The sequence below is a fragment of the Micromonospora sp. DSM 43699 genome, assembly GCF_055517075.1.
Genome location: NZ_JBTMMT010000001.1, coordinates 127,294 through 144,242, shown reverse-complemented (window position 1 = coordinate 144,242; position 16,949 = coordinate 127,294). Strand labels below are relative to the sequence as shown.

15 protein-coding genes are annotated in these 16,949 nt (G+C 72.6%); 10 read left to right on the top strand and 5 right to left on the bottom strand.

The features are described 5' to 3' along the window. The first annotated feature begins 28 nt into the window (after positions 1-28). Positions 29-1,267: a cysteine--1-D-myo-inosityl 2-amino-2-deoxy-alpha-D-glucopyranoside ligase gene (gene mshC, locus AC0AIB_RS00665; protein WP_328346321.1), complete on the top strand. Its 1,239-nt coding sequence runs from the start codon at positions 29-31 to the stop codon at positions 1,265-1,267. A 209-nt stretch (positions 1,268-1,476) separates the two neighbouring features. Here the strand turns inward: mshC and AC0AIB_RS00660 are convergent, their stop codons facing one another. Then, positions 1,477-1,923 (bottom strand): Lrp/AsnC family transcriptional regulator, encoded by a 447-nt coding sequence (locus tag AC0AIB_RS00660; RefSeq protein WP_328346323.1) that lies wholly within the window; start codon positions 1,921-1,923, stop codon positions 1,477-1,479. A 68-nt stretch (positions 1,924-1,991) separates the two neighbouring features. Between AC0AIB_RS00660 and AC0AIB_RS00655 the strand changes: the two genes are divergently transcribed. Beyond that, on the top strand, positions 1,992-2,861 hold the full coding sequence (locus tag AC0AIB_RS00655) for a LysE family transporter (protein WP_465095796.1): 870 nt from the start codon (positions 1,992-1,994) through the stop codon (positions 2,859-2,861). A 172-nt stretch (positions 2,862-3,033) separates the two neighbouring features. Here the strand turns inward: AC0AIB_RS00655 and AC0AIB_RS00650 are convergent, their stop codons facing one another. Then, on the bottom strand, positions 3,034-3,825 hold the full coding sequence (locus AC0AIB_RS00650) for a GntR family transcriptional regulator (RefSeq protein ID WP_328346327.1): 792 nt from the start codon (positions 3,823-3,825) through the stop codon (positions 3,034-3,036). A 174-nt stretch (positions 3,826-3,999) separates the two neighbouring features. After that, a complete protein-coding gene (locus AC0AIB_RS00645; RefSeq protein WP_067305527.1) occupies positions 4,000-4,869 on the bottom strand; it encodes a PAC2 family protein in 870 nt (289 codons plus the stop codon). A gap of 260 nt (positions 4,870-5,129) precedes the next feature. On the opposite strand from AC0AIB_RS00645, the gene AC0AIB_RS00640 reads away from it, so the two are divergent. Beyond that, the gene (locus AC0AIB_RS00640) at positions 5,130-5,303 is read left to right on the top strand and encodes a hypothetical protein (protein WP_465095795.1); all 174 of its coding nucleotides are present in this window, start codon (positions 5,130-5,132) and stop codon (positions 5,301-5,303) included. Here AC0AIB_RS00640 and AC0AIB_RS00635 read toward each other — a convergent pair. Next, a complete protein-coding gene (locus AC0AIB_RS00635) occupies positions 5,290-5,823 on the bottom strand; it encodes a hypothetical protein (protein WP_328346332.1) in 534 nt (177 codons plus the stop codon). The genes AC0AIB_RS00640 and AC0AIB_RS00635 overlap by 14 nt on opposite strands. 433 nt (positions 5,824-6,256) lie before the next feature. On the opposite strand from AC0AIB_RS00635, the gene AC0AIB_RS00630 reads away from it, so the two are divergent. The 3 genes from AC0AIB_RS00630 (at position 6,257) to AC0AIB_RS00620 (ending at position 10,385) form a co-directional block, all read left to right on the top strand. Then, positions 6,257-6,445, top strand: coding sequence for a hypothetical protein (locus tag AC0AIB_RS00630; RefSeq protein WP_328346334.1), 189 nt, complete (start codon positions 6,257-6,259; stop codon positions 6,443-6,445). A 77-nt stretch (positions 6,446-6,522) separates the two neighbouring features. Further along, the gene (locus AC0AIB_RS00625; RefSeq protein WP_442930711.1) at positions 6,523-8,922 is read left to right on the top strand and encodes an ATP-binding cassette domain-containing protein; all 2,400 of its coding nucleotides are present in this window, start codon (positions 6,523-6,525) and stop codon (positions 8,920-8,922) included. A gap of 125 nt (positions 8,923-9,047) precedes the next feature. Then, the gene (locus AC0AIB_RS00620; protein WP_465095794.1) at positions 9,048-10,385 is read left to right on the top strand and encodes a glycoside hydrolase family 43 protein; all 1,338 of its coding nucleotides are present in this window, start codon (positions 9,048-9,050) and stop codon (positions 10,383-10,385) included. Positions 10,386-10,440: 55 nt separating this feature from the next. Here AC0AIB_RS00620 and AC0AIB_RS00615 read toward each other — a convergent pair whose 3' ends face one another. Further along, positions 10,441-11,478: a sigma-70 family RNA polymerase sigma factor gene (locus AC0AIB_RS00615; protein ID WP_328346340.1), complete on the bottom strand. Its 1,038-nt coding sequence runs from the start codon at positions 11,476-11,478 to the stop codon at positions 10,441-10,443. A gap of 73 nt (positions 11,479-11,551) precedes the next feature. Here AC0AIB_RS00615 and AC0AIB_RS00610 point away from each other — a divergent pair, with 73 nt between their 5' ends. The 4 genes from AC0AIB_RS00610 to AC0AIB_RS00595 all read left to right on the top strand — a co-directional run bounded on the left by AC0AIB_RS00610 (position 11,552) and on the right by AC0AIB_RS00595 (position 16,817). Then, positions 11,552-12,382: an alpha/beta fold hydrolase gene (locus tag AC0AIB_RS00610; protein ID WP_328346342.1), complete on the top strand. Its 831-nt coding sequence runs from the start codon at positions 11,552-11,554 to the stop codon at positions 12,380-12,382. A gap of 130 nt (positions 12,383-12,512) precedes the next feature. Continuing rightward, positions 12,513-15,602, top strand: a complete 3,090-nt coding sequence (locus AC0AIB_RS00605; RefSeq protein ID WP_328346344.1) for a VWD domain-containing protein — start codon at positions 12,513-12,515, stop codon at positions 15,600-15,602. Positions 15,603-15,659: 57 nt separating this feature from the next. After that, the gene (locus tag AC0AIB_RS00600) at positions 15,660-16,148 is read left to right on the top strand and encodes a TlpA family protein disulfide reductase (RefSeq protein WP_465095793.1); all 489 of its coding nucleotides are present in this window, start codon (positions 15,660-15,662) and stop codon (positions 16,146-16,148) included. 228 nt (positions 16,149-16,376) lie between these two features. Continuing rightward, positions 16,377-16,817: a DUF4395 domain-containing protein gene (locus AC0AIB_RS00595; protein WP_465095792.1), complete on the top strand. Its 441-nt coding sequence runs from the start codon at positions 16,377-16,379 to the stop codon at positions 16,815-16,817. The last annotated feature ends 132 nt before the right edge of the window (positions 16,818-16,949 follow it).

The following is a 16,949-nucleotide window of genomic DNA, read 5'->3' as shown; positions in this document are numbered from 1 at the left end:
GGCCGGACGGCTCGTTAGGCTGACGGTCATGGAGTCTTGGGCGGGACACGAGGTGCCACGGCTGCCGGGTGACGGCGGGCCACTGAGCTTGTACGACTCGGCGCGGCGCGGTGTCCACCCGAGCCGGCCCACCGGCCCCGCCACCATGTACGTCTGCGGCATCACCCCGTACGACGCCACCCACCTGGGGCACGCCGCCACCATGATCACGTTCGACCTGGTGCAGCGGATGTGGCGCGACGCCGGGCTGACCGTCCGGTACGTGCAGAACGTCACCGACATCGACGACCCGCTGCTGGAACGGGCCGAGCGTGACGGGGAGGACTGGAAGGTCCTGGCGATGCGGGAGACGGCGCTGTTCCGGGAGGACATGGAGGCGCTGCGGATCATCCCGCCCGCGCACTACGTCGGGGCGGTGGAGTCCATCCCGGACATCGCCGACCGGGTCCAGGAGCTACTCAAGGACGGTGCCGCGTACCGCCTGGACGACGGCACCGGCGACGTCTACTTCGACGTCGCCGCCGCCCCGGCGTTCGGCTACGAGTCGAATCTGACCCGGGAACAGATGCTGGAGATCTTCCCGGAGCGCGGCGGCGACCCGGACCGGGCCGGCAAGCGCGACCCGCTCGACCCGCTGCTGTGGCGCGGCGCCCGCGACGGCGAGCCGTCCTGGCCGGGCGGTGAGTTGGGGGCCGGTCGACCCGGCTGGCACATCGAGTGCACGGTGATCGCGCTGAACCTGCTCGGCGACCGGCTCGACGTGCAGGGCGGCGGCAACGACCTGATCTTCCCGCACCACGAGTGCTCCGCCGCGCACGCCGAGCGGCTCACCGGCGAGGCGCCCTTCGCCGACCACTACGTGCACGCCGGCATGATCGGCCTGGACGGCGAGAAGATGTCGAAGTCCAAGGGCAACCTGGTCTTCGTCTCCCGGCTGCGCGCCGACCGGGTCGATCCGATGGCCGTCCGGCTCGGCCTGATCTCCGGCCACTACCGCGCCGACCGCGCCTGGACCGACGACGTGCTGGACGCCGCCCACCAGCGGCTGGACCGGTGGCGGCGGGCCGCCACCGCCCCGTCCGGGCCGTCCGGCGCGGCCTTCCTCGCCGGGGTACGCGAGCGCCTCGGCGACGACCTCGACACCCCGGGCACCCTGGCCCTGGCCGACGACTGGGCGGACGCGGCCCTCGCCGGTACCGGTGACGACCCGCAGGCCCCCGCCCTCTTCGCCACCACCCTCGACGCCCTGCTCGGCATCAGCCTCTGACGGTGCCTGCCGCCCCGACCGGTCCGACCGGAGGCTGGCCTGTCCCCTGCGCAGGTGATGAGCTGTCGTCGGCGGCAGTGGTGGTGACTGCTGATCCGACCCTCCGCCGTTGACGGTGCGGACCGACGGGCGATCGGGGCGGTGGGCGTGCTTCACCGATCGGTCTGCGCGGGTGCCGGCGGGCCGGTCTGCCGCACCCCGAGGGGTGTTCACCGTTCCTTCCACCGTGGAGCGGGCTGGCGCAGCGCGACACGGGTCTGGGTCTGCACCACGCCACAGCTCTTCTTGAGCCGACGCAGGAGCGAATCCAGGGCGGCGGTGTCCCGGAGCCGGGCTCGCAGCAGGTAGTCGTACGGTCCGGTCATGTGCACCGCGTCGATGATCTGCTCGATCGGGGCGATGGCGGCGACGAACGTCTCGTAGTCGGTGCCGCCGTCGAGACGTACGTCGATGAAGACCTCCAGTCCACCCCGAAGCTCCGGCGCGTCCTGGCCGGTGACCACGGTGTAGCCGAGAATGATGCCGTCGTCTTCCAACCGACGGACCCGGGCGGCGGCGGCATTCGTGCTCAGGCCGATCTGTCGGCCGATCTCACTGAACGAACACCGCGCATTGTCCGTCAAGATGCCGAGAATCTGCTCGTCCAGCCGGTCCACACCGAGAATCCTAGCCTGACACCGCATTTTCCTCGGTCACCCTCGTTGTGGTCACCCAGACTCGGCTCATGCGTGATGACCTCGTGGTTCTTGCCGTTGCGGGATGCGCCGCCGGGCTGGGGGTGGCGATGCCCCTGGGAGCGATCGGGGTGCTGATCCTGCGGGAGGGAATGCTGCGTGGTTACCGCAGCGGGCTGGCCGCCGCCACCGGGGTCGCCACCGTCGACACCCTCTACTGCCTCGGCGCGCTCCTGGCCGGGGCCGCGCTCTCGCCGGTGATCGCCTCGTGGGGGGACACTCCCCGCTATCTGTCCGGGGCGGTGGTCATCGTGCTGGGCTGCTATCAACTGGTCGCTCTGCGGCGCTCGCCTGCCGCGGCGCGCCCGACGAAGGCCGGCTCCGCCCCGCCCGCCCCGCCTGCTGCTGGCCCTGCTGCGGCTGCTCCTGCTTCGACTGGTCCTGCTTCGGTGGAGCCTGCTTGGGTGGAGTTGGCCCCTGCCGGTTCTGGTTCAGGTGGTCCTGGGGTAGGTGGACCTGTCACCGCTGGTCCGGTTGCGGCCGATGCTGCGGCGGCTGGGCCCGGCGCGGTGAGCACCGACGTGGGTCGTCCGGGGGTGGGCAGTCCCCGATCGATGCCCCGGTATCGATCGGTCTACGCCCGGTTCGTGGTTCTCACCGCGATCAACCCGTTGACCCTGGTCTACTTCTTCGCGCTGGCCGGGGTGGTGACCACGTCGGCGGGCAGCTGGATCGGGCCCACCGTGTTCGTCGTCGCCACCGGCCTCGCCTCACTGCTCTGGCAGACCGCGCTCGCGGCGATCGGCGCGGCCCTGGGCGCCACCGTCCCCGTACGGGTCGCCGACGCGCTGGGGGTGGTCGCCTCGCTGGTCGTCGTCGCGCTCGGCGCGACCGTCATAGTGGCCACCGCGAGCACCTGACGTATGCGCTTCCACCCCGGTTGCTCCCGCTGGAGCACCCCGTTCGGTAGGTGCTCCCGTCCTCCCGCCGCCATGAACCATGATCCAATAGCCGTTCTAACGACGACACGCCGTCCACACTGCGCGAAACGGCAATTGGATCATGAGGGCATCCGGTTGCTGGGGTGGGCAGTCAGCCGAGGACCAGGCCGGGGTCGGGGTCGGGGTCCGGCGTGGGGGCGGGCACCTGGTACTCCTCGGTGAGCGTGGTCATCGGGCCGGGCCAGGTGGCCTGGGCGACCTCGATCGGCTTGCGGTGGGCGTCGTAGGCGACGTGCAGCAGGTGCAGCACCGGCGTGTCCGGGCGGATCTGGAGGGTCTCCGCCTCCTCCCGGCTGGGTTGGCGGGCGCTGATGGTGTCGGCGGCGGTGGCGTACCGCCGGCCGGTGGCCTCCTCGGCCTCCTGGTAGAGCGGTCGGCCGAACGCCTCGGCCCGTTCCAGCGAGGTGCCGGCGGTGTCCCTGGGCAGGAACCAGGAGGCACCCACCTCCACCGGTGACTCGTCGGTGCGCACCAGGTGCCGACGGCAGAGCAGCTCGGTGCCGTCGGCGACGCCGAACGCGTCGGCCACCTCGGGTGGGGCGGGCGCCCTACCGACCGATACGAGCTGCTGACGGTACCGGGCGGCGAGGTCGGCGTGGTAGCCCCGGAAGCCGCCGTACCGGCCCCTGGAGAGCCGGTTGAGTCGCCGCCGGGTGCCCCGGACGTACGTACCGGAGCCGGGTTTGGTGATCAGGACGCCCTCGACCCGCAGCTGGTCGACGGCGCGCTGCACGGTCTGTTTCGCCACGCCGAACATCTCGGCGATGGCCGGGATGGACGGCAGCCGCTCGCCCGGCCCCCAGTCGCCCCGACGCACCTGGGCCTTGAGCTGCGCAGCGATCTGCCGGTGCGGGAACTCGGCGGCTCCCGGGTTGATCTGCACGCCCGCCTCCTCCTGACAGCTAGGTTCCTAGGATGCCCTAGAGGCCGTGACCGCGCCACCCCGGACACGCGAACGGCCCGCACGAATCACTGGCGGTCGCCGGCCGGACGCGACCGTCGAGCCGACAGAGCATCGCTGTCGGCTCGACGGTGACGGGTCGGGTGTGCGGGGCTGCTACCAGGAGCCGGCGGTGGGGCCGGCCGAGCCACCCCGACGGCGCAGGTACTTCTCGAACTCCTGGGCGATCTCGTCACCGGTCAGCGGGGTGATGCCCGCGTCGCCGACCCGTTCCTCCAGCTCGCGGACGTACTCACCCAGCTCGGCATCCTGCTCGGCGGCGCTGCGGACCCGCTGCTCCCACTCGGCGGCCTCCTCGGCCAGGTCGGCCATCGGCACCGGCAGGTCGAGCACGTCCTCGACCCGGTGCAGCAGGGCGAGGGTGGCCTTCGGGCAGGGCGGGTTGTTGGCGTAGTGCGGCACGTGCACCCAGAACGACACCGCGTCGACCTCGGCCCGGGTGCAGGCGTCCTGGAGCACCCCGACGATGCCGGTGGGGCCGTCGTAACGGGTGGGGGTGAGCTGGTAACGCTGGGCGGCCTGGGCGTCGGAGGCACTGCCGCTGATCGGCAACGGCCGGGTGTACGGCACGTCGGCCAGCAACGCGCCGAGCAGCACCACCCGCTCCACCTCCAGGCTGTGGCAGATCTCCAGCACCTGCTGGCAGAAGGTGCGCCAGCGCATGCTCGGCTCGATGCCCCGGATGAGCACCACGTCGCGCTCGGTGCCCTCGGGGCTGGCCACCATGAACTTCGTGGTGGGCCACTCCACCCGGCGGGTCTCGCCGTCGGACATGGTGATGGTCGGGCGGCTCACCTGGAAGTCGTAGAACTCCTCCGGGTCGATCTCGGTGATCTCCCGGGCCTGCCAGACCTGTTCCAGGTGTTCCACGGCGGCGGTGGAGGCGTCCGCGGCGTCGTTCCAGCCCTCGAAGGCGGCGATCGCCACCGGGGAACGCAGCACCGGCAGCCCGTCGAACTCGGTCACGCCGTCACCTCGCCCCGCTCGTCGCCGACGGCGCCGGGGGTCGGCCCGGTCACCCGCCCGCCGTGCACGGTGGCGTCCCTGATGTCCTTCACGTCCGCCAGCCTACGTCCCGGCGCGACGCACGGCCCGTCGGCCGCGCCGGTCCGTCCGCCCACCGCGCCCGCGAAGCGGGACGAACGGCACGGTGAGGGGATCGGCGCATAGGGGGACGGGCGCGGGCGCGGCCGACGGAAGGCTCCTCGCACCACCCTGGAACCCTGGTGGGCGGCGAGGTCGGGGCTGGGCTGGCGGCCATCGAGCCGCTGAGGGTGGACCTGATCGGGCTGAACCGCTCCACCGGCCCGGCCGAGATCCGCCGCGACGGCATCGAGACGGTCGAGGCGGTGGGGCAACCTCGTCCACGGGCCGCCCCACCGCGCGTCACTCGGGGATGACGAACTGGGCGGTGCTGGTGGTGTCGTAGCTGACGCCGTTCTTCTCGGCGTGGTGGATGCAGTGGACCGTGGCGGTGCGGGACTGGACGGGGACGCCGGTGACCGGGACGGTCGGAGACCAGAAGGTCACGTCGACGAGCGCCCCGTTGTTCTCGGAGTCGTAGTCGTTGGTGGCATAGGCGAGCACGGTGGCCGAGCAGCGGACGTTTATGTAGTTGGCGTCCACCCGGTCGTTGCCCCAGGTGGCGAGCCGCGAGTATCCGCGGACCTTGATCCCGCCGACGCGTAGCGGCCAGGTTCCCTCGTGGCCGACGCTCTCCAGTTGGATGACGCCCTGCAGGTTGTACGCGGGTGCCGGTGGAGACGTGGGCGGGGGCGGGACGGGGTCGCCACCGCTGCCGCCACCGTCGCAATTGAGGGAACACTCAGGTTCCGAGGCGTACGTCGGCATGGCCATCGCGCCGGTGCCCACAAGGCAGGCCAGCAGGGTGATTCCGACGGTTGCAACGCGTCTGAGCACGTCATCTCCTATCAGTGGGCCCGAGGAATGGGCCCGGGGTGTGCGATCGGACCCGTAGGTTATCGCTGCCATTTTCGGAAACGCAATGGATACCGGCCGGTACGGCCGGGCCCGGAGCTGCTCCGCTGGGTCGGCCATGAAGCATGGGTGGGAGTAGTTGCTGTTCAGTGGGGGTGTGGCGGGTCCCGGCGCGCCGGGACAACGACGAAATTCAAGCTGTTCCGGCAGATGGTGGCCGGGTGCGTGGTGTGCTGTTGAATCGGGCGTGTGGCGAACTGGTGGTAATTGTCTGGGGCGGAGGGGTATGCGGGTGGCCCGACTGGTTCTTCCGTGCCGCCGGGCCTCGCGTGAGTAGACCTGACTCAATTCGTTAATCGTTTGCCGTGTAAATGCCACCGAAAGGGGTGTGGTGCGGGCGCAAGGCGCGATATCGGTGACATCGGTCGGTCGCGAAGCGTGTCGACGCCCGACGGCGGTCGAGTTGGCGCTCAGTTGCCCGCGCGGTTCGGCTGGCGGGGAGCGGCTGGGTGACCTGCGCGCCGCGGCCGCTGCCGCCGGCGTCGACCACCTGTTCGGGCCCGCCGTCCTCGTCGAGGTCGAGGCGACGGCGATCCTGGACTGAGCGGCCAGCTCAGGGGCGTCGCGCCGGCTATGATCGCCCATTGCGCGATCGCCCATTGCGCCGCAGTGGCCCGTCCGATGGTTTGGAGAGACGCGATGAGCACGGACGACCGCTCAGCCGGGCCGTACGCTGCCGACAGCCACGATCTGATCAGGGTGCAGGGCGCGCGGGTGAACAACCTGCGTGACATCAGCATCGAGCTGCCGAAGCGCCGGTTGACCGTGTTCACCGGGGTCTCCGGCTCGGGCAAGAGTTCGCTGGTGTTCGGCACGATCGCCGCCGAGTCGCAGCGGTTGATCAACGAGACCTACAGCGCCTTCGTGCAGGGCTTCATGCCGACGTCGGCCCGGCCCGAGGTGGACGTGCTCGACGGGTTGACCACGGCGATCATCGTGGACCAGGAGCGGATGGGGGCGAACGCCCGCTCCACGGTGGGCACCGCCACCGACGCCACCGCCATGCTGCGCATCCTGTTCAGCCGGTTGGGGCAGCCGCACATCGGCCCGCCCAACGCGTACTCGTTCAACGTTCCCTCGGTGCGGGCCAGTGGGGCGATCACCGTCGAGCGGGGCGCCGGGCGGACGAAGACCGAGAAGGCGACCTTCCACCGGCTCGGTGGGATGTGTCCGGGCTGCGAGGGGATGGGCGCGGTCACCGACATCGACCTGTCGGCGCTCTACGACGACACCCGGTCGCTCAACGAGGACGCGCTGACCATCCCCGGCTACAGCATGGAGGGCTGGTACGGGCGGATCTTCCGGGGCTGCGGCTACTTCGATCCGGACAAGCCGATCCGCCGGTACACGAAGACCGAGTTGCACGATCTGCTGTACCGGGAACCCACCAAGATCAAGGTCGACGGCATCAACCTGACGTACGCCGGGTTGATCCCGCAGATCCGGAAGTCGTTCCTGGCCAAGGACGTCGACACCCTGCAACCGCACATCCGGGCGTTCGTGGAGCGCGCGGTGACCTTCACGACCTGCCCCGAGTGCGCCGGCACCCGGCTGGGCCCGGAGGCCCGGTCGTCGAAGATCGACGGGCGGAACATCGCCGACGTCTGCGCGATGCAGATAAGCGACCTCGCCGACTGGGTACGGGGCCTCGCCGAGCCCTCGGTGGCCCCGCTGCTCACCGGCCTGCAACGGCTCCTCGACTCGTTCGAGGAGATCGGGTTGGGCTACCTGTCGCTGGACCGGCCGACGGGCACCCTGTCCGGTGGGGAGGCGCAACGGACCAAGATGATCCGTCACCTCGGATCCTCGCTGACCGACGTCACCTACGTCTTCGACGAGCCCACCGTCGGGCTGCACCCGCACGACATCCAGCGGATGAACAGCCTGCTGCTGCGGTTGCGGGACAAGGGCAACACGGTGCTGGTGGTGGAGCACAAGCCGGAGGTGGTGGCCGTCGCCGACCACGTCGTCGACCTCGGCCCGGGTGCCGGCTCGGCAGGTGGCGAGGTGGTCTTCACCGGCACCGTCGCCGGGCTGCGCGCCAGCGGCACCCTGACCGGGCGGCACCTGGACGACCGGACCGCGCTGAAGCCGACGGTGCGCACCCCGTCGGGCGTGCTCCAGGTGCGCGGCGCGGACACGCACAACCTGCGCGACGTCGACGTCGACATTCCGCTGGGAGTGCTGGTGGTGGTCACCGGAGTGGCCGGGTCGGGCAAGAGTTCCCTGGTCCACGGCTCGGTGTCGGGGCGCGACGGGGTGGTCGCGATCGACCAGGGGGCGATCCGGGGGTCGCGGCGGAGCAACCCGGCGACGTACACCGGGCTGCTCGACCCGATCCGCAAGGCGTTCGCGAAGGCCAACGGGGTGAAGCCGGCGCTGTTCAGCGCCAACTCCGAGGGGGCCTGCCCCGGCTGCAACGGTGCCGGTGTCGTCTACACCGACCTGGCGATGATGGCCGGGGTCGCCACCGTCTGCGAGGAGTGCGAGGGAAGGCGGTTCCAGGCCGCCGTGCTGGCGTACCACCTCGGCGGTCGGGACATCAGCGAGGTGCTCGCGATGTCGGTGACCGAGGCGGCGGAGTTCTTCGGCGCGGGTCCGGCGCGTACCCCGGCGGCGAGCGCCGTCCTCGGCCGGCTGGCCGACGTCGGGCTCGGCTACCTGCGTCTCGGTCAGCCGCTGACCACGCTCTCCGGCGGCGAGCGGCAGCGGTTGAAGCTGGCCACCCGGATGGCCGACCGGGGCGGTGTCTACGTCCTCGACGAGCCGACCACCGGGCTGCACCTCGCCGACGTGGCACAACTGCTCGGCCTGCTCGACCGGCTGGTCGACGCCGGCACCTCGGTCATCGTCGTCGAACACCACCAGGCGGTGATGGCGCACGCCGACTGGATCGTCGACCTCGGCCCCGGCGCGGGCCACGACGGCGGACGGATCGTCTTCGAGGGCACCCCCGCCGACCTGGTCGCCGCCCGCTCCACGCTCACCGGCGAACACCTCGCGGCCTACGTCGGCCGCTGACGCCGGCCCATGCCGGGCCGGGCCGTCGCGCGAGGTCCGGACTCCGCCGTCGGGCGCAACACCTACGAAAAGCCCCGGCAACAGTGCAGAATGACGTTCATCGATTTAATGGGAAGGGTGTGTCGATGGGACGTCTCCGTCAAACCGCGCTGGCGGTGGTGCTCTGCGTGCTCGGGGGCCTGCTGGTCGCCGCGCCCGCGCGGGCCAACGCCGCCGGGCCGGTCCCGCACTACCTGATGACCGCGTTCACCAACAGCAGCGAATCCAACATGTACGTCTACGACTCGGCCGACGCCACCCGGTTCACCCTCCAGCGGGCCAACGCCTACACCCCGCCGTCCGGGCTGGTCCGCGACCCCAGCGTCATCCGGCACACCGACGGCTACTACTACCTCGTCTACACCACCGGCTGGACCGGCAACACCATCGGCATCGCCCGCAGCGCCGACTACCTGAGCTGGACGTTCCAGCGCAACGTCACCATCTCCGTCGCCCCGGCCAACGGCAGCACCTGGGCGCCCGAGTGGTTCGTCGACAGCGACGGCAGCGTGCACATCGTGGTGTCGGTGTCCCAGACCGGCACGGCAGGGCAGTTCCAGCCGTACCGGATCACCGCGACGAACGCGGCGCTGACGGCGTGGAGCGCGCCGGCCCCGCTGACCGGCATCGGCACGAACCACATCGACAGCTTCATCGTCAAGGTCGGCGGCACCTACCACAACTTCACCAAGAACGAGACCACCAAGTACATCGAGCACGCCACCGCCAGCGCGCTGACCGGCCCGTGGAGCTGGGTCGGCACCGGCAACTGGGCCGGTTGGGGCGCCGGCCTCGAAGGCCCCGCCCTGGTCCGGCTGCCCGACAACCGGTGGCGCATCTACTTCGACCAGTACGGTGCCGGCCGCTACTACTCCGCCGACAGCAGCGACCTGTACGGCTTCACCGGCAAGACCGAGCTGGCCGGCCTGTCCGGCACGGTGCGGCACTTCACGGTGCTGCGGGAGAGCGTCGGCGACACCTCCGCGCCGCCCACCGGGAACCGTTCGCTGCGCTCGGCGAACTTCCCCGACCGGTACGTCCGCCACCGCGACAACCTCGCCCGCATCGACGTGCTCAACAGCGGCAGCGCGCTCGCCGACCGGCAGGACGCCACCTTCCAGATCGTCGCCGGGCTCGCCAACGCCTCCTGCTACTCGTTCCGCGCGGTCAACGGCTCCTACCTGCGGCACTGGGACTTTTCGATCCGGCTGGCCGGCAACGACGGCAGCGCCGTCTTCGCCGGGGACGCCACCTTCTGCAGCCGTGCCGGGCTGGCCGGGGGCGGCAGCTACTCCTTCGAGTCGTGGAACCATCCGGGGCGCTACCTGCGGCACTACGACTACGTGCTGCGGGTCGACCCGTACGCCGCCGGCAGCACCTTCGCCGGCGACGCCTCGTACACCCTGACCACGCCGTTGGCCTGAACACCGGCGCGTCTCGGCCGGTGGGCGTGCGCGACGCCCACCGGCCGGGCCACCGTCAGCGGGTGGTCGGCAGGCCGAACGCCGGGAACAGCGTGCCGTCGAGGAACGAGGTGAGCTGGGCGATCCGGCCGTCACGCACCGTCAGCACGGTGAGCGACCAGGGCAGGTACGGGCCGGTGCCGTCGCGGCGCAGGTAGTGGGCCACCGCCGGCTGGCCGTTGGCCGTCACCGGCTCGTGCCGCCAACTGCCGCAGGTGGTCAACGGCACCGCCTGCGCGAAGTCGAGCACCGCGTCGCGGCCGGCGTACCAGTGCGGCAGCGGTGGCATCGACCAGGTGACGTCCTCGGTGAGCAGGGCGACCAGGGCGTCGGCGTCGCCGTTCTCCAGGGCGGTGGCGTAGCCGGCGACGATCTCCCGCAGTCGGGTGTCACCGAGCGTGCGCAGGGTCCGCTGCTGGCTGCGGGTCGGCGTCCGTTCGGCGACGACCCGGCGGGCGCGCGCCAGGGCGGAGTTGACCGAGCCGGTGGAGGTGCCCATCATGGCGGCGATCTCGGCGGCGGTGAAGCCGAGCACGTCGAACAGCAGCAGGGCGGCGCGCTGGTTGCCGGGCAGGTGTTGCAGCGCGGCCACGAAGGCCAGCTCGACGGCCTCCCGTAGCTCGTACCGGGCGTCGGGGGCGGCCGGACCGGCGGCCAGGGCGGCATCGGGATACGGGCCGAGCCACCGGACGTGCCCGGCGGCGGCGCTGTCCGGCACGGCGTGTGCGCTGGCCGGCCCCAGGTCGACGGGCAATGCCCGCCGGCCCCGCCCGGCGGCAACGTCGAGGCAGGTGCGGGTGGCGACGGCGTAGAGCCAGGTGCGCAGCGAACTGCGCCCCTCGAAGCGGGGCAGTGCCCGCCAGGCCCGCAGCAGCGCCTCCTGGACCGCGTCGTCGGCGTCGTGCGGGGAGCCGAGCATCCGGTAGCAGTGTGCGTGCAGCCCCGGTCGCAGCGGTGCGACCAACGTGGTGAACGCGAGGTCGTCCCCGCCCCGGGCCCGGGTCAGGGTCACGTCGTGGTCGTCGGCCGCCATGCCGGCGAGAATAATGCTCACGACCGACGATTCTGCAGCTCGCGGGGAGTCTGTACCGGGTAGGCCTCGCACCTGAACCTCCGGAGGACCCGAGATGAGCACTCCCACCACCGTGCCGGTGACCACCGCCACCCTGGCCGTCCCCGACGGCACCCTGTACTTCGAGGTACGCGGCCGGGGCCCCCTGGTGGCGCTGGTCGCCGCGCCGATGGACGCGCGCACCTTCGCGCCCCTGGCCGACCTGCTCGCCACCGACCACACCGTGCTCACCACCGACCCGCGTGGCATCCGCCACAGCCGGCTGCACGACCCCGAGCAGGACTCCACCCCCGAGCTGCGCGCCGACGACCTGGCCCGGCTGCTGGCCCACCTGGACGCCGGCCCGGCGACGGTGCTCGGCTCCAGCGGCGGCGCGGTCACCGTGCTGGCGCTCGCCCAGACCCACCCGCAGGCGGCGCACACCGTGATCGCCCACGAACCGCCGCTGCTGCTCCTGCTCGACGACCGCGCCGAACTCCTCGCCCGGGAGGACGACATGGTCGAGACCTACCGGCGCGGCGACCGGCTGGGCGCCTGGCGGAAGTTCCTCGCCAACGCGAACATCACCATGCCGGAGGAGATGATCCAGGGCATGTTCGGCCACGAACCGGACCCGCAGGACGCCGCCGACGAGAGCTACCAGTACCTGCACACCCTGCGGGGCACGACCCGCTTCGCACCGGACGTCGCCGCGCTGCGCGACGGCCCGACCCGGGTGCTGGTCGGCCTGGGCGAGGAGTCGGGCGGGGAGCTGTGCGACCGCAGCTCCCGGGCGCTGGCCGCCGCCCTGGGGGCGCCGCCCACCATGTTCCCCGGCGGGCACCTCGGCTTCGCCGACGACCCGGCCGGCTTCGCCGCCCGGCTGCGTGAGGTCGTCACCGGGTAACCGTCGGTCACAGGGGGGTGGCCGGCGGAAGTCGGCGACGGCCGCCCCCCGTACCGGGAGGCCGTGGCGGCGGCGACCGATGGACGACAGTCGCGGGAATACCGGGAATCCCGGTCCTAGAGTGCCGGCCATGAAGATGATCGTGCGACTCGTCGGTGGGCTCGCGGTCCTCGTGGCGGCGATGGCGGCGGGGCCGGTGCCGGCCTACGCCGCGCCGGCCGGTGGGGGCCTCGGGCTGGACCTGCGGACCGCCGCTGCGCGGTACGCGCCGGGCGAGGCCATCCGGTTGACGCTCACGGTCGACAACGCCACCGGCGCGGCCTGCGGGCTGGCCACGGCGGCCGAGGGCACGGTGCAGGTGACCTCGGTCCGCCGGGACGGGCAGGAACTGGTCCCGGCCCTGGGCCGCAGCTTCTACGGCGACGGCATCGGCGCGGCCGCCACCGCCGGCACGTCGACCGTGGAGCCCGGGGCGAGCGTGACGGTGTCGCTGGTGAGCATCCGGGTGCACGAGGGGACCGATGCCGGAGCCGTGGTGCTGAGGTCGGTGGCGGCGACCCCGGACGGCGGTGGGCTGGACACCCGGTGGCCGGTCGGGGCAGCCGGCCGCTACGAGGTGACGGCGGGTTACACCGTGCTGCCGGTGACCGGGCTCGACAACCCGTGCCCGGGTGCGACGGCGCTGCGGACCACCAGCTTCACCGTCGGCGACGGCACCCCGACCGTCCCTGGACGGTGGCGTTGGCTGCTCGGCGGCGGGGTGGTGCTGCTACTGGTCGTCGTCGGTGCGCTGGCGGTCCTGCTCCTGCGGCGTGGTCGCCGTCGCCCGGCCGCTGCCGTGATGGCGCTGCTGCTCGTCGGCGTCGGGGCCGGCGTCGGCGGGACCGGACGGCCGGCGCGGGCCGACTACCAGGTCGACCCGAGTTCCGGGGTTCCGGTCAGCGGTGTCGACTTCCAGGCGGCGGTCGACGGCTGCCTACAGGGGTTCGCGGCGGCCGGCGGTGACCCGGCGGGCATCCTGCCCCGGCTCAAGGACCCGAAGTCACCCCGGGTGCGGATCATCCCCACCCCCGGCGGGTCGGGCTCCTTCGAGACCCCGGACAGCAAGGACGGCAAGGGCTCGTCCACGGTGACCTGGAACCCGACCTCGGTCGACCCGTACGGCGACGGGATCGCCCGGGACCCGTGCGCGGCGCTGTACCACGAGCTGAACCACTCCGACGACATCTCCCGCGACGCCGTGCCCAAGGGCGACTGCGGCGCCACCGGGATCAAGAGCGCCGAGGTCAAGGCGACCCTGGCCGAGAACAGGTACCGGGCGGCCAAGGGCCTGCCACCGCGCACCGAGTACGACGGCAAGCCGCTGCCGAAGAGCTTCGACGAGTGCCGGAAACCCGCGAAGAAGACCCCGCCGCCGAAGGGGCCGGTGAAGCTCTGCGAGGACGGGGCCGACTGCGGTGGCAGCAACGGCGACCCGCACCTGGTCACCTTCGACAGGCACTACTACGACTTCCAGGCCGTCGGCGAGTTCGTGCTCGTCGAGTCGACCTCGGGCGACCCGCTGGCGGTGCAGGCCCGGCAGGCCCCGATGGGCGACTCGCGGACGGTGTCGGTCAACACCGCCGTCGCCTTCCGGATCGGCGCGCACCGGGTCGCCCTCACCCTGGTCGACGGCGACACCGAGGTACGCGTCGACGGCACCGCCCGCGTGCTGCCGCCGGGGGAGACGGACCTGCCCGGCGGCGGCACGCTCACCCGCCGCGACTCCGACACCGGTCCCGCCGACGGCTACGACCTGCGCTGGCCCGACCGCTCCGCCGCCGCCGTCGACCAGATCGGCCCCTACGGCTACCGGGTACTGACCAGGCTGGCCCCGGGCCGGGCCGGGAAGGTACGGGGACTGCTCGGCGACTTCGACGGTGACCCGAGCGACGACATCGCCGCGCCGTCCGGTGCCACGCTGAGCCAGCCCGTGCCGTTCGGGAAGCTCTACCCGTCGTACGCGGACGGTTGGCGGGTCACCCGGGACAGTTCCCTGTTCAGCTATGCCGACGGCCGGGACACCGGGTCGTTCACCGACCGTGGTTTCCCGGACCGCGCGGTGACTGTGGACGACCTCGACCCGACCCGGCGGGCCCGCGCCGAGCAGGTGTGCCGGTGGGCCGGGGTCACCGACCCCTGGCAGCTCGCCGAGTGCGTCTTCGACGTCGGGGTGACCGGCCGTCCCGAGTTCGCGGTCAGCGGCGTCGGCACCGAGCGGATCGCCCCGCCGGCCGCCGCGCCGATCGCCGCGACCCCGGTCGCCACCGGGGCGCTGACCCCGGGCGGCGATCCGCTGATCTTCCCCGCCCGGGCCGGCGACGCCGTGTTCGTCGACGTCAGCGCGCCCGGCCTGGCCGACCGCTGCTCCCCGTACCGGCTGCTCGACCCGACCGGGGCGGAGGTGGCCAGCGGCTGCAACATCAACGGGCGTGGTCACATCGACCGCACCGACCTCACCCGCGACGGCAGGTACACGGTGGTGGTCGACGCCGCCGCCGGTGACACCGGTCGGGCCACCGTGCGGGTCTACGCGGCCCGGGACACCACCGGCGCCCTGCGACCGGATGCTCCGGCGGTCTCGGTGACGATCGCCGAGCCGGGCGGCCGGGCCCGGTACCGGTTCACCGGTGTCGCCGGCCAGCGGGTCTTCGTCGAGGTACCGGAGAGCACCCTGCCGGACCAGTGCTCCCCGCTGGAACTGCTCGACCCGGCCGGAAAGCAGCTGAGCAGCGGCTGCGTCGTCAACGGCAGCGGCGACATCGACGGCACGGTGCTGCCCGCCGACGGGACGTACACCGTGCTGGTGGACCCGGTGGACCGCACCGTCGGCACGGTCGCGCTGCGGCTGTTCGCCACCCGCGACCAGATCGGCACGATCACCGTCGACGGCCCGCCGGTCGTGGTGACCGTCGACCAGCCCGGCACCGTGCGGGGTTACCGGTTCACCGGCACGGCCGGCACGTCGGTGACCGTGACGGCCACCGACGCCACGCTGCCCGACCAGTGCTCACCGCTGGAGCTGCGCGACCCCGACGGCGAGCCGGTGGGCACCGGCTGTGTGGTCAACGGAGTCGGTGGGATCGACGCGACAGTCCTGCCGGCCACCGGTGTCTACACCGTCGTCGTGGACCCGTCCGGGGCGGCCACCGGCACGGTCACCCTCACCCTGCGGCACTGACCCGATGCCGGCGGTGGGCCGTTTACGCAGGTGAGAGTGGTACGGATCATCCGGACGGTGGACGTCGCCCGCCGCCGGCTGTGGCAGGGTGGATCCGTGCACCCCACTGCGGCCCGCCTGCTGGCGCTGGTCGGCGTGCTCGTGCTCGCCGCCCTGTTCGGCTGGTGGTGGCGGCGACGCGACGGCCGGCTCCACCCGGCCACGCCCGGGTCGGCGTCCGACGACGCCCGGTCGCCGGTCCTGGCCACGCTCGGGGTCCCCGCCGGGACGGTCACGCTCGTGCAGTTCTCATCGGCGGTCTGCGCCCCCTGCCGGGTCACCCGCCGGCTGCTGGCCGAGGTGCAGCAACAGGTCGACGGGCTCCACCTGGTGGAGGTCGACGCCGAACGGCACCTCGACGCGGCCCGGGAACTGGGCGTCTGGCGTACCCCGACGGTGCTGGTGGTGGACGCCGCCGGCCGGGTCGTGCGGCGGGCGAGCGGGGTGCCGGACCGGCAGGAGCTGATCGCCGCACTCCGCCCCCTGCGCGTCGGGGCCGGCCGGTGAGCGCGGGCCGGCGGTCGGGTACGGGCAGGCCGGTGGGGCGCCGTGGGCGGGTGGGCGCGGGCCGGCGGACGGCCGGCGCGGCGTTGACCCGTCGGCGGGCGGTGGATCACGGTCGGCTGGCGGCGAGCCTCTGTCCGCCGGCCGTCCTCGGCTGACCCCACCCCGCCCCCACAGCGCCGGCCCCGGTCCTGCGAACCCCGGCGTCACCCCTGGCTGAACGGACCCCTCATGCTGCTCGACCCCCGCGCGCCGCGGTTCGCCGCCGCCGTGACCACCGTCGTCCTCGCCGTCGCCCTCGTCACCGGGTCGACGGTGCCGCTGATCGCCCAGGCGGTGGTCTTCGCGGTGACCGCGGCCAGTCCCCGCCTCGGCCCGTACGGGCTGCTCTACCGGGTCTTCGTCGCGCCCCGGCTCGCCCCGCCCCGCGGGCTGGAGCCCGCCGCGCCGGTGCGCTTCGCCCAACTCGTCGGCCTGCTCTTCGTGCTGGTCGCCGGGATCGGCCAGTTCGTCGGCGTACCGGCGCTGGGCTTCGCCGCGACCGGCGCGGCGCTGGTGGCGGCGTTCCTCAACGCGGCCTTCGACCTCTGCCTCGGCTGCGTCGGTTACCTCGCCCTGCGCCGGCTGGTCGGCCGGCCGATGACGGCCCGGGTGCCCACCGGCCTGTCCTGAACCGGTCGGACGGTCGGGCTGCCCGATCGTTCCGGGCAGGGGCTTGAAGTCCTATCGCATTGATAGGAAAATCGATTCATGCTGCTCGCCATGCTGTTCGCCTCTCGCCGGGTCGTAGACCTGATGCGGGTC